This is a genomic window from Singulisphaera photorubra (assembly GCF_045290345.1).
Lineage (GTDB): Bacteria > Planctomycetota > Planctomycetia > Isosphaerales > Isosphaeraceae > Singulisphaera.
In genome coordinates this window covers 9,718,108-9,730,826 of sequence record NZ_CP155447.1, presented here as the reverse complement: position 1 = coordinate 9,730,826, position 12,719 = coordinate 9,718,108, and the positions used below count along the sequence as shown (strand labels likewise).

Below are 12,719 nucleotides of genomic sequence, written 5' to 3'. Positions count from 1 at the left end.
CGAGCTCAATGATCGGGATCAGCGCCATGACGATCGTCGATCGGTGGTGTGGACCACGATTGGGGCGAGTTGCCAGACTCCTTTGCCGCGACTGACCCAGCGAAAGCCTGGCGGAGCGACCCAGACGTCATCCGAGTCGTTATGCGAGTCCGAGTCCGAATCCGACCGGCCCTCCGCGAGCACTTGCCTCAACTCGGCTCCGGCCACGATGTAGATGAACATGGCCAGGATCACCTGGAGCCAGTCACCTCGCATCAGGCTGAAGAGGCCGAACAGGATCGCCAATCCACGGCCAATCGAGGCCGCAATCATCGTCGCTCGCACTCGGCCGAGCCATCCGGTCAACGCGGCCCGCAAAACTCGGCCGCCGTCCATTGGAAACGCCGGGATCATGTTGAATAACACCAACACAATGTTGATTGAGAGCAGGTTCACGGCGAATGCACCCAGAATCGCCATGTCTCCCGGGCCATCAAAGAGCCCGATTCCCAGCGCGAGTGCAAGGATCGCGGCGATCACGACGTTCACTGCGGGCCCAGCAAGGGCAATGGCCATCTCGGCACCTGGCGACTTGGGCATCCGTCGCAGTCGGGCCACGCCACCGATCGGATAGAGCGTGATATCCTCGGTCTCGATCCCAAATTTTCGGGCCATGAGAGCATGGCCAAATTCATGGAGCAGGACGCAGCTAAAAGCCGCCACCACGAGCAAGATCGCCGGGAGCCCGCCCAGCACCAAGCCCGCGTAGGCCAGGATCAGCATGAAGGTCGAATGGAGGTAAACGTCAATTCCCGCCAGCCGGCCCAACTTCCAAGAACTTTGCATGAGATTTTCCTTTCTCGAAGGGCGGACCCTTCTCTTCCCTATTGTACTTCGCACTTCGAGTGAGGAATGTTCAATCCAACTATCAATAAGCTGTTGTTTGAATGAGATCTATTGCCATGAGAGCAGCCACTCATTGAGTCGACACCCAATCGGGGGGGGCTGACGGACCTTGGCGCACAGGCAGGGTCATCGGAGCTCCTGCCGGGTTGATCGGTTGAGCATAAACCATGCCGTCGCTTGCGTGACTGAGGAGCCGATCGTCTTCGAGATCCTGATCAGGTCAGCGTTCGAGGATACCTGGACGTGGGATCACGAAGCCCTTCACGGCCACATCAATTTGCGGCCAATTCTGGGCCGTGGTGACCACCTCGTAGCCTCGACGGTCGACCACCAAGGTATCGCCGGAACGTGCCGCGCCGATACTCGGGCTCCAGCAGAGAGGCATCCCGTGCGTGAGAACGAGTGAGCTATCGGGGAGGAGGAGCGACTCGCGGGGGGTGTAGCCGGTCACGAAGCCGAGGTAGTCGAGCGTCCATTCGTGCCCGCGTCCGTACTTCTCGAAGATCCGCTTGGACCGGCGCGCGACTTCGCTGACGGTCTCGCCGTCGCGGGAGAAATAGATGCAGGTCGCGTCGATCATCGCGGCCAGCGCGTGGCAGGCGCCGAATTTCTCGTCGACCGGCCCGAACGAGACTGTCCGGGAGACGGTGGCACAAAGCCCGAACCGACGGCCGGTAGCGGTGATCGTGACCCGCTTGTCGATGGCCGCCGCTTTGAACGTCGGTTGGCGGAAACGCTCGAGCCGGTCGTCACCCGCGACGCGCAGGTCGACAGGGATGACACCTTCGCGGATCAGACGGTGGGCAAGGTGCCCTGCGACGTCAGCTTCGGTTTCCCCGCGCACAAAGTTCCGACTGGTGGCTTCTACCGCCAGGGTCAGGGTTCGGCCCAGTTCACGGAGTCGCTGGCGTTCGAGGGAGGTCAAGGGGCGACGCATTGCGCGAAACGGATCGCCATCGCGGGGCCAAGGGCGTGGAGCGTGGGCCAGGTCGCAGGCCAGCCGCTTATTGTGGCCCAACTCGTCGATAACGCGACTCGGGTCTTCGAACCAGGGGCGTTCTTTGAGCTGGAAGCCGAGGCCTGCCAGTTCCTCCTCAAACACCCGGGCGCTCTGAACGTTGTCGGTCACGACGGCCCGGCTGCCTCGGTTGATGTAGAGCAGGACCGTGCTCACCTCGGAGCTGAGATCTTGACCCAGGTCCCCCCCCGAGGTGAACCAGGAAACCGAATCTCCCCGCCCCAGAACGACGGCGTCGTGCCCCGTCGTATCGAGGAACGCGCAGATCCGACGATGCTTTTCCTCGATATCTTCCCGTCGACGCGTCAGATTGCGGTCGGCGAAGTCCAGGGCCGGATCGATCAAGGCAGGCAACGTGTCGGTGGAAGGGCGATCGCCCGCCGTGTGCAAGACTCGATCGAACTGATCGTCCAAGTCCAGCGTTTCCGAGATGGGCGCGTTGATCCCACCCATTGGGGTGTTGGAAGCCACTACCCCGCCTCCATCATGCGTGATCGAACGCGAAACAGCCGCCGCGGCGAGCCTACGGCTCGCAACCGATTCCCTGTTAGGAAAGGATTCACTAATCGTTCCAAGTCGAGCAAAAAAATGCAAGGAGTATTGGAAACCGAATTTCTTCCCCCGGAGCTGCTCTGGATGGTTTTCCTAATCCCTCCAGTTTAACGGGTCAATTGTTTAGGGTTCCACACGGAGTCGAGAAAGGCAAGGATGTCGGGCAGAATGTTGCGCTTGGGGACGTGGAACCCAAATCCGTGAGCCGCGTTGTCGACCTCGATCAGGCGGTGGGAGACCCCGGCTTCGTCGAGCACGGCAGCGAGCGTCTGCGATTGCTCGAGGGGGACAAGTCGGTCCTCCCGGCCGTGGATCACGAGCATTGGCGGATCATCGGGCGAGACGTGGTGGACCGGCGACGCCGCCTCGTATCGTCCCGGCATGTCTTTGAGCGTGCCGCCAAGCATCAAGGTCACGGGGGTCGTCGGTAACGGGAGGGAAGTCCGGGTCCCAGGCAGGTCGGCCGGACCATAAAGGTCGACGACCGCCTGGACCCTGGCTGAGTCGTTGGTCGCGGCCGAAGCTGAGCGATCCGGGCGCCGGTCTCGCGCATCCGGATCGACGGGGCCGTCCGGGTAAGTCCCGAGCAACGAGGCGAGATGTCCCCCCGCCGAGGCACCCAAAGCGACGATGCGATTCGGATCGACGCCGTAGTCGGTGGCATGGCGGCGGACCCAGCGGACCGCCTCCTGGGCGTCCTCGAAATTGCTCGGCCAGCTCGGCCGACCGGGGCGAGAAAGCTGGTAGTCAATGGCGACCACGACGTATCCGTGGTCTGCGAGCTGGATCGACATCAGCTTCATGTCGCGCTTGCTGCCGCCGCGCCAGCCTCCGCCGTGGATCGCCACCACGGCCGGGCGTCCGCCTTGAGCGGGAGGGGCATTGGGAAGGTAGACATCGAGCCGGACCTCACGCCCGTCGACGTTCCGATAGACGAGATCGGCGTGTTCCGAAACCGTCTCCGGCAAAGTTGTTCGGAGTGCCTCGGCTCGCACCAGAATTGCGGTCGCTCCGAGCAGAACCAGCCAAGCGACGGTACGAAACAGGCTGGTTCCGAAGTGAGGTCGCGCCGGGAGTAATCGTCGAGTTGTTGACGGCATGGTGTGATCTTCCGGTGCGTTACTCTGCGAGCGTTGAATCGAGTGGGATCACTCTCATCGTAGGCGCAATCTCCCGCCCTGAGCAAGGAATCCGCCTCGTCTTGGTCAACTCGACACTGAGCTCCGCGACGATCGCGATGACTGGGTAAATTCGACACCCGTCACGAAGGCCGATTCACGTCTTTCTTTCTATATTTGAGCAAAAACACCTGTTTGGCCTGTGGTTTGCTGCCTAAGCCATTTCGGTCTTGACAGCGACCGGTTTGGAGGGCCGACCTGAGGGCTCGCGAAATCGTGTCGGCCGCGATCGCAACCAAGTGGGGAAGGTTTTGACTGAGCCGTTCCCCGAGTTCCGTCCTTTACGGTTGGAGTGGATTCCATGTGGGATTCTTACCATAAGAGCCCTCGATTACTTCTGGTGGAGGATGCTCCTTTCCTGCGCTATGCGTTCGGGCGTTTGCTACGAATGCATGGTTTCGAGGTTATGGAAGCAACTGATGGGCGTGAGGCATTGAATTGTGTCGGGACGTTTCGACCCCAACTGGTGTTGACCGACCTGGCGATGCCCGTGATGGATGGCGTAGAGCTCATTCAACGGCTTCGCGCCAATCCGGAGACAGCCAAGTTGCCGGTCGTTGCAATCACGGCCGATTCCTCCGGGCAGTCCGAGAAGCGAGCCAGAGCCGCGGGAGCCGATGACTTCGTGACCAAGCCGATCGATCTTCCGACACTGCTGAACCGGTTGCGCGCCATCCCGGTTTGATCGTGTTCAGGGGAGCGACGAAGTTTAGAATGAAGGCCAACCCACGCGTCTTTCTGTCTGTGTTACGGTCGGGTTTGTGGAGCCTTGCCCTCAATGCCGTCCGACGATGCCCGCCTCAGCCTACTCCGGCAGCGCGAGATCGAAGCTCGCATCATTGGCCCAATCGTCCATGCGGTACGCGACGAGCTGGGCGAAGAAAAAACCCTGGCCTTGCTTCGCCGCGTCATCTCCGAACTGGCCCGCCAGAGCGGTGCCGATCTCGCGGCGCAGTTGGGTGAAGCGACGCTCGAAGCGTTCTCGGGAAGTCTCGATCGCTGGCGGGAGGGGGGAGCTCTCGAGTTTGACCTGCTCGAAAAGACCGAGCAACGGCTCTCATTTAACGTGACTCGCTGCCGCTACGCCGAGATGTACCGCGCCTTGGGCCTGGCCGACCTGGGTACGATTCTCTCGTGCCAACGCGATTTTTCGCTGGTCGAGGGCTTCAATCCCGCGATCCGGCTTTCACGCACGCAAACTCTCATGGAAGGTGCGTCCTACTGCAACTTCCGGTTTGTTGAGACGTCGGGATCGGATGCCACTGACGCCTCGAACGAAGGGGACTCACCGACCGAACAGAGCGAAGCCTCGCGCCCTTGACACTCAAGTCCTCTGAGCAATATGCCGATTAACGCGATGGTAGGGTGAGCGGACCGAACTTCGTCAGGATGACGAGCGGCCACGCTCGAAAGGGCTGATTGGCCCACAAGGAAGGGGCTTTCCCATGCCGAGCGGAGCTCACGGCACTTCCAGGATGTCTTATTCCGGCACGCTCGCGATGCTGGGTCTGGCCCTGGCTTTCCCGATCGGCCTGATGATTTTCAACCCCACGCTCATGTTCGAGCGGGGTTGGGAACAATATGTTGGAACCGCCATCTATTTTTGGGCGGTCATCGCCCTGACCCGCGAGCTAGCCAAGCTCTGGGCCAACGAGAAGGCATTCGATGAGGTTCCCGCGCTTCTTCACACCGTCAAGGTCGCGTGCGGCTCAATTGACGCGGGGGAGGCCGTTGCGGCCGCGATTCCCCTTGAAGAGGGGAGGATCCTGCCGGTTCGGGTTCGTCAGCTCACGACTTACCTCGAAGAAACCGGCACCCCGTCTGTCTCACAGATGATGGAGCTGAATCGGGAAGCCTCGTCCCTCGATCAGGAGCAGAGTGCGGGGCGATTCACACTCACACGCTACATCCTCTATCTCTTGCCGGTGATCGGATTCATTGGGACCGTCGAAGGCATCTCCAAGGCCTTGATGAACATCAGCAAGGTCTTGCCGATGGTCAAGGACCTCGACGGGTTCATGAATAATCTGACCGGGGTCACGTCCGCGCTTCAGATCGCGTTCGACAGCACGTTGCTCGCCCTCTTCCTGAGCGCGGCATTGATGCTTGTTCAGACCCTGGTCTTCCGCCGATCCGAGGACTTGCTCGCACGAGTCGATCGCTGGGTCGTCGAATTTGTACTTCCCCGGGTGGGCGCTGCGGAACCAGTGGCCGCGGGCGGGTCGGATGCGACCGCCGCGCGGTGGAGTGAGCGGCTTGGAAGTCAGATTGAACAGTTCGCGCGCTCGATCGATCTCCTGCCCACTTCGATGTCCGGTTTCCAGCGTGGGGCCGAGTCCATCAGCCGGATCGGTTCCGAACTCGAGGCCCTGGGTGCGGCCGGTGACACCCTACGCCGGGGCGTTGCCGCCCTCGGGCGAATCGAGACCACGCTTCATGACCAGGCGGGCTCGGCCGATCAGCTGGATGAAATCAAGCGAGGGATCGACCGCACCTGCGCGGCGATCGAGGCGATGTCGAACTCGTGGGCCCTGGCCTATGAGCGATCGAGCCGAAGCACACAGGATCAGTTGGCGCGGACCTTGAACAGCCTCAAGGATGCGATTGACCTGCTGAACGTCAGCATGGAACAAGGCAATGCCCTCTATCGCAACATCGTGAAGAAGATGTTCGACGAGCGGGCTGCTGGTCAGGGTCAGGGGCACGATACTTTCCGGGCCGCTTGAAGGAGGAACAATGCGTCGATCACGGCGAGGCGGCCATGGCGGCATGGAGTTCGGCGGTTCGGGCGAGGATTCGTTCGTCGCGGTCGTCGTGACCAAGCTGACCGGCGCCCTTCTTTTCATTTTGCTGCTGACCATGGTGATCATGGCACTTTTGCCCAAGGCGATCGACCTTCCCTCCTCGGAGGGGGGGGAGGAGAAGTCTGACCCGATTCCGCTTGCGATCGCCACCCCGGAGACGCTTCCCGAGGCGATCGCGGGCCGTCCTTATGTCGTCGCTCTGGCGTCGACTGGGGGGAGTGGACCCATTCGTTGGGCGATCGACGGGAAGCTTCCAGACGGTCTGACTTTCGACCCCACAACGGCGCAGCTCCGGGGCACGCCTCGGGTCGGCACGCCGGAACCCGCGGCGCTCCTGCTCCGCGCGACCGATGGGATGGATCGGACGAGCCAGACCACGCGACTCGTCGTCTACGAATCCGATCGGCCGCTGACGACCCCATCGAAATGGGCGCCTCACCTACCGCCGATCCCGTGGCGAGCCTGGCTCGAACAGGGCGTTGGCTTCCTCATCCTCTGGCTGATCTATCTCGTGGGGATGAACACCCTGTCGAGTCTTCAGCGCCACTCACTCGCTTCGCAGTCCGCGGGCGACCTGGAGCTCAACGTTCGCCGCCGCTTCACCTCATACCGTTGGATGGTCCGCCTGGCTTCAATCGGCGCGGCAGCCACACTCGCCGTCTGGCTGGTTCAGCAACGCGCCTGATCCAGCCGGAAGCGGCCTCCTGACCGGATCTACCGGCCTGTTCCCACCCGCCACTTTTTTATGTATCTTCCGGGGTAGGCTCAGTTTCGAGATTCAGCGAGGATTCGGGGGCGCACGGATGATGGATGTCGCTACATCCTATATTCGTTAGCGGCTCCCTTCTGCGCATTGGTTACAACCAGGCGTGACTCCCCTAGGAGGCAGAGATGTCCCGAATTCGCGTGATTCTGCTCAGCATGGGTTTGGTCATCGTCGTCTTATTCGCGCAGTCCGTGAGCCAAGCTCAGGCTCCGGGCGGCGGTCGTGGCGATCGTGGGGGCCGTGGAGGTCCCGGTGGTGGTTTTGGCCGGGTTCGGGTTTCGTCGCCGTTAACATTGGCATCGAACAAATACGTGCAAGAGGATCTCAAGTTGACCGACTCCCAGAAGGAGCAGGTCAAGGAGCTCTCCGACAAGATTGACGCACAACGAAAAGCCGCTTTCGGCCAGCGTCGGGGCGGCGGTGACAATCCCGCCGCCAACGGTGATGCCGCGAAGACGGACGCACCGGCGACGAAAGGCCGCGGTGGTCGGACGCGAGGCGGTTCACCCACTCCCGATGGCACTGGTGTTCAGGCGAACAATGAGGTGGCCAAAGGGGCCGATCCCAACGGCGGTGGTGCGCCTCCTCGGGGCCAGCGCGGTGGTGCTGCTCAGGGGGCCGATCCCAACGGCGGCGGTGCGCCTCGGGGCCAGCGTGGTGGGTTCAATGGCGGTGGTGGGTTCAACGGCGGTGGGATGGACTTCCGCGCGATCTTCCAGCGACAGCAGGCGGAAACCGACGCGGCTCTCGCCAAGATTTTGACCAAGCCCCAGCGCGAACGGATCCTCCAGATCCAGTTGCGACAAGAAGGGCCGATGGCGGTCACCAAGCCTGAATTGCAGCAAAAGCTGAACATGAGCGACACGCAGATCGAGCAGATCGCCATGATTATCGATGAGCGGCAGCAGGCGCAGACTGCGCTCTTCAGCCAGGGTCGAGAGCGGATGGCGGGTTTCCAGACGGCGGACGGAAACTTCGACTTCCGCGCCTTCCAGGCCAAGGTTCAGCAGGATCCTCAATTCAAAGCCGAGATGGACAAGAGTCGCGAGGCCGCAACGAAGCAGAGGACGCAACTCGAAGATCAGACGATTGCCATGATTGGCAAGACGATGTCCAAGAAGCAGCATCAGACCTTCCAGAAGATGCAAGGCCCTCCTTTTGACTTGGCGAAGCTGGATCGCAACTACGATCCCGTAGCCGCCGAGGCGAAGGCGAAAGAGGAGGCCGAGGCCGCCAAGGAAGCCGCGAGTAGCAAGAAGACCTCGTCTTCGAAAAAGAAGTCCTCGGCCAAGTCCAAACGGAGCAGTTGAGAACACCTCGCGTCTCGACGCCAACCCACGAAGGCCCGACCTCTTTTCCAGAAGAGGTCGGGCCTTGGTTTGCGCCAGCCTTCCGGACGGTCGAGTCGACCGGGACGTTGGTCGATCCGGCTGGCTTGAGTCTGATCTTCCCCCCTGGGTCTGATCCTCGTATAACGGCGAAGCGAAGGTTGCGAAGGATCGATTTGGTTCGCGGGAGGGATTCCGGCGATGCGTCAGGGAACGACAGCCGTTGTGTCTGCGCTACTCATGAGCATGGCATTCACCCATTCGCCTTGCCACGCGGGCACCGAGGCGCTTCCCGACAGCCGACTCGGGGTTCGGACTGCGCCGTTGCTTTTGCTGAGTCGTAGCGATGTGCAGGCCGACCTTCAATTGAGTCGGACTCAGGTGGATGACGCCAAGGTCGCGATCAGCGAACTCTCTGCCAAGGCGATTGGAGTGCGTGGCCTCAAAGGGGAGAAGGCGATTGCCGAGCGACGTGCGATCGACGACCAGCAACGCCAGTGGATTGAGACCAGGCTTTCCGAGACACAGCGGAAGCGGCTCGTGCAGATCGATCTGCAATGGGAAGGGCCAACCGCCTTGGTCAGTCGACCGGCCGTGGCGGAACTGCTCGAATTGTCGCCCGAGCAGGTCACGACCCTGAAAAAGGCCGTGGAAGAATCGATCCGCCGACGAGGCCAGGAAGAGAGCACGAGCCATTTCGAAAGTGAACTGGCCCGTCAGACGCTCGCGACCCTTTCCGAAGCGCAAAAACTGCGATGGAAGGCCATGCTGGGCCAACCGATCCAGCTTCAGTTGACTCGCGCCGAGGGAACGAGCACGAAGACGAAGTAAACGCCCCGGCCTGACTGCCAGCCCGGTCACAGCGATCAGGCGAGTGGGGCGGGACCGATGGTGAGTCGTTCAAACTCCGGGTTGCCTCGGAGTTTGTCGAAGTCATGCTCGTCGGGGATCAGTGAACGGAGCTCAGGCCCGAGGTCGAGGGCGACGGTAAGCTCATCGAGCGCCTTCGGTGTATTGCCGGCCAGGCTCCAGTAACACGCCAGGTTATAGTGGATGAGTGGCTGGGGATTCTTCGAGTTATGTCGGGCGGCTCGCTCCAGAGCGTCGATCGCTTGCGCGAGTCGCTGCGTGCGTTTGTAGCACCAGCCGAGCGCGATGGCGACGCCAATGTCGGCGGGCCGGAGGGCCGCGGCCACTTCGAGCGGTTTGAGTGCCTCTCGGTATCGCTCCAGAGAGCGCAAGGCCTCACCGCTCAAGAAACTGGCCTCGAACTGCATCGTTGCCCAGTCCGCTCGGCGTTCGAGAATCTCCAGGGCTTTGCGAGGCAAATTGAGCATCAAGTAGCCCTCTGCCTCGTCAAGTTGCCGCTTAATTGGGTCGCGGATGATCCGGCTCATCGCCCCGCCGTCTCCCCTCAACAATCGTCCCACCCGATCCCTTCACTCCCTCGAAGGTCGACGAACTGACCCATGAAACTGTTGCAATAGTTTACCCGAAAACAAAGGGGCAAGGAAGAGACTGTTGTCTCTTCCTTCGCGTCGGCAACGGTCGCGCGGGTTGTTCAAATTCGGCGATTGGCGCCGAGGTCGCCGCCGTTCTGGGTGTGGGTGAGCAGCCGGTCGCGGCAAGCCCCTTCCATCGCGCTCAGCTCATGCTCTTTGGTGACGAGGTCTGGGATTCCCAGGCCCTCGGCCGAGCGGCGGATCAGGGCTTCGGCTCGGAGTTCGATTCCGTTTCGATTTTGAAGCCTAGCCAACCACCGGTCCGGGATCGCATCGATCCCGTAGTGGGCACCGAGCAGGGCACCGAGAATGGCGCCTGTCGTATCGGCGTCGCCACCGAGGTTGATCACCTCAATGATCGCTTCCTCGAAACTATCGGTGGTCAGCAGCAGATAAAGGCAGGTGGGAATGCAGGCCGGGGGAAAGCCCATCGTCGCCCGCTTACACGTGGGCTCGGCACCGTGCCGGTTGGCCTCCTCGACGAGGGCCGCCAGGGCGCGGTCACGGGGCAGATCGAGGAGTGACTCGGCATGGGCGATCGACCGTGACATGCTTCGGGGGTGATCCCGAAGTGAGGTCACGACATCGCCGTAGAGGGAGGCAATCTTGTCCTCGGTCCGAGCGACGTCGGCGGCCACCCAGAGTAGGAACGAGGGATTTCGCGATTCGCCATTGGCCATGCGGCGGACGGCATGAGCCACTGCCATGGCGCCGGCGAGGCTGCGGATATCGCGGTGCGTGATCAGGCTGGCGGCCATGATCGACGTGAACATCTCGTCGGAATCGTCGTCGCTGAAAAAGATGCCGAGTGGTGCGATCCGCATCGCCGCGCCAATCCCGGCCGAGACCTGTCCCGTCTGTCGTGGGGACACGCCACGCTCCAGCTCACTGAGCACCTGCCGGAAGCTCCGGCCGACCCCACGATGGGCGCCGACGTAAGAGCCCTTCGGTGTCGCGAGGCGAAGGTAGAGTTCGGCCAAGGGGTCAGCTTCGATGCGGCTCCGCTCGATCAGCACGTCACAGAGCGCGAGCGCCTGCTGTGTGTCATCCGAGTACAGACCGGGCATTCGCCAGCGGTAGGGCTTCTTCTTCCAGGCTCGAGCGCCGTCGACGTAGTCGACCACCACGCCGTAATGGGCGCGAATTTGTTGGGCGCTAAGACCTTCCAGCGGAGCCCCCAGGGCATCACCGATGGCCAACCCGAGCAGACATCCCCGGGCACGGTCGAGCGGGGGCAATTGGGGCATCGAAACAAGCTCCTTCGGATCTCGGGCCGATTGGCAAAATGCCGCGCCGGACCCCTTCTCGTCGGGACGCAACGAACTGTAACCACGTGGCCGAACCACGCCAACGGAATTTTACTCGAGTGCTCGCCATCGGGTCATTTGCGACGCCGGCATGGCAACACGGGCGCGAGTCCCACGTTCTACTTAGGAAGCATCCGAGCCCCGTCGGTTTTTTTTCCAGTCCCGCACGTTTTTCCCTCGCAAGGTCGCAATCATCGTGCGGCTCCCTCTCATACTCTCGCTAACTTTGATGGTCAAATGGCTAGGTTCTACTGTGCGACCGGCTCGTCACTCCGAGGCCCATCGTGCGGTCATCTGTTCAGAAATTCACTCTGCATGATTCCAGGGCCATTCCTCGGAGGATTCTATCGGCGCTCTCGGGCCATTGAGAGCAACCCCGGTCAGTGCGAATCCGGTTTCGCATCATGACATTCGCCGCGCAACCGTGCGCAACGGTCTGATGCTTGAAATCGGGTCAGGTTGGCCCTGCTTGGCTTGCCGAGGACTCCTTTTGAAGAACCATGCCGAGAATCAGCCGGTTCCAAGGGTTGTCGGCCGGAGAGGGAGTGAGAACATTAAACGCCGAATCCGCGAAAAATGCCACTCTTTGTACCAATTTTGTCAGCGAGCCTTCGCCCATGCATGATATTGCTCGTGTTGGCGGGAGAAGTACCGGCCAACCAGACCGAGCGGAGGGGGGATGATACCCGCTTTGAAGAGGCGCGTCGGCATTTATCAAGTCGGACGGGCGATCCGGGGCTCAAACAGGGATTGAGTCCGGACGATCGCGCATTCGGCGGGGAACGTGTGAAAGGACTGGATCGAGAGGCCTTTGACCCGCGCTTCGATGTGCAGGTGCGTGAGCGGGGCGGGGGCCATCCGATCGACGGGAAGGAAGCTGTGGAAGAGTCGGCCGCGTCGGGAGTCGAGCGTGATTTCATCGCAAAGGTGAGTGAAGACCTCGGGGTCGACGCGCTCAACCTCAAAGCAGGTCTGGTAGACCAAGCCGGCCCCGGGATGGAGGGAGGCGGAACGCTCGTGCCGGACAGGCGAATGAAAGAGTAGTCCGGGTTCGGGAAGACTGGTCTCGGGACCAGCGAGCACCTCGGCCACGCGGACGTCTCCCGAACGGAAAATCACCGAATGGCCCCCCTCGATGATCCGGATGTCGGCTTCCCAGATATTCTGCGAGATTCGGCGATGCGCCCGGACCGTGAACCAGTCGGGATGGATCGCCTTGCCGAATACCTGAAACGCCAGGTCGGCGACTCGGGAACGCCCGAAACTCACCCCCATGCCCGTCACTCCTTCCGACGCCGGACCGATCCAAGAGGAGTCTCGTACGACCCCCGGACCTTCGAAGTCATTCTATATCGCGGTTTCAGAACCCGCAAATCAAC

General features: G+C 61.6%; 12 protein-coding genes. 6 read left to right on the top strand and 6 right to left on the bottom strand.

From position 1 onward, the window contains the following. Positions 1 to 18 precede the first annotated feature (18 nt). The 3 genes from V5E97_RS36290 to V5E97_RS36280 form a co-directional block, all read right to left on the bottom strand. Positions 19 to 825 carry a site-2 protease family protein gene (locus tag V5E97_RS36290; RefSeq protein ID WP_406696419.1) on the bottom strand — a complete coding sequence of 269 codons (807 nt, stop codon included), beginning with the start codon at positions 823 to 825 and terminating at the stop codon, positions 19 to 21. Positions 826 to 1,105: 280 nt separating this feature from the next. Next, positions 1,106 to 2,374 carry a M24 family metallopeptidase gene (locus V5E97_RS36285; protein ID WP_406696418.1) on the bottom strand — a complete coding sequence of 423 codons (1,269 nt, stop codon included), beginning with the start codon at positions 2,372 to 2,374 and terminating at the stop codon, positions 1,106 to 1,108. A 188-nt stretch (positions 2,375 to 2,562) separates the two neighbouring features. Beyond that, positions 2,563 to 3,555, bottom strand: a complete 993-nt coding sequence (locus V5E97_RS36280) for an alpha/beta hydrolase fold domain-containing protein (protein WP_406696417.1) — start codon at positions 3,553 to 3,555, stop codon at positions 2,563 to 2,565. Positions 3,556 to 3,934: 379 nt separating this feature from the next. On the opposite strand from V5E97_RS36280, the gene V5E97_RS36275 reads away from it, so the two are divergent. From V5E97_RS36275 to V5E97_RS36250, 6 genes are all read left to right on the top strand, one after another. Beyond that, on the top strand, positions 3,935 to 4,318 hold the full coding sequence (locus V5E97_RS36275) for a response regulator (protein WP_406696416.1): 384 nt from the start codon (positions 3,935 to 3,937) through the stop codon (positions 4,316 to 4,318). Between the two features lie 93 nt (positions 4,319 to 4,411). Further along, positions 4,412 to 4,954: an L-2-amino-thiazoline-4-carboxylic acid hydrolase gene (locus tag V5E97_RS36270; RefSeq protein WP_406696415.1), complete on the top strand. Its 543-nt coding sequence runs from the start codon at positions 4,412 to 4,414 to the stop codon at positions 4,952 to 4,954. Positions 4,955 to 5,078: 124 nt separating this feature from the next. Next, on the top strand, positions 5,079 to 6,359 hold the full coding sequence (locus tag V5E97_RS36265) for a MotA/TolQ/ExbB proton channel family protein (protein WP_406696414.1): 1,281 nt from the start codon (positions 5,079 to 5,081) through the stop codon (positions 6,357 to 6,359). 10 nt (positions 6,360 to 6,369) lie between these two features. Next, the gene (locus V5E97_RS36260) at positions 6,370 to 7,122 is read left to right on the top strand and encodes an Ig domain-containing protein (protein WP_406696413.1); all 753 of its coding nucleotides are present in this window, start codon (positions 6,370 to 6,372) and stop codon (positions 7,120 to 7,122) included. Between the two features lie 206 nt (positions 7,123 to 7,328). Further along, positions 7,329 to 8,513: a hypothetical protein gene (locus tag V5E97_RS36255; RefSeq protein ID WP_406696412.1), complete on the top strand. Its 1,185-nt coding sequence runs from the start codon at positions 7,329 to 7,331 to the stop codon at positions 8,511 to 8,513. 219 nt (positions 8,514 to 8,732) lie between these two features. After that, positions 8,733 to 9,362, top strand: coding sequence for a hypothetical protein (locus tag V5E97_RS36250; protein WP_406696411.1), 630 nt, complete (start codon positions 8,733 to 8,735; stop codon positions 9,360 to 9,362). 35 nt (positions 9,363 to 9,397) lie between these two features. Here V5E97_RS36250 and V5E97_RS36245 read toward each other — a convergent pair whose 3' ends face one another. From V5E97_RS36245 to V5E97_RS36235, 3 genes are all read right to left on the bottom strand, one after another. Further along, positions 9,398 to 9,928, bottom strand: a complete 531-nt coding sequence (locus V5E97_RS36245) for a TPR end-of-group domain-containing protein (protein ID WP_406696410.1) — start codon at positions 9,926 to 9,928, stop codon at positions 9,398 to 9,400. Between the two features lie 164 nt (positions 9,929 to 10,092). Then, positions 10,093 to 11,280, bottom strand: a complete 1,188-nt coding sequence (locus tag V5E97_RS36240; protein ID WP_406696409.1) for an ADP-ribosylglycohydrolase family protein — start codon at positions 11,278 to 11,280, stop codon at positions 10,093 to 10,095. Positions 11,281 to 12,054: 774 nt separating this feature from the next. Further along, positions 12,055 to 12,615, bottom strand: a complete 561-nt coding sequence (locus V5E97_RS36235; RefSeq protein ID WP_406696408.1) for a DUF2617 family protein — start codon at positions 12,613 to 12,615, stop codon at positions 12,055 to 12,057. Positions 12,616 to 12,719: the final 104 nt, after the last annotated feature.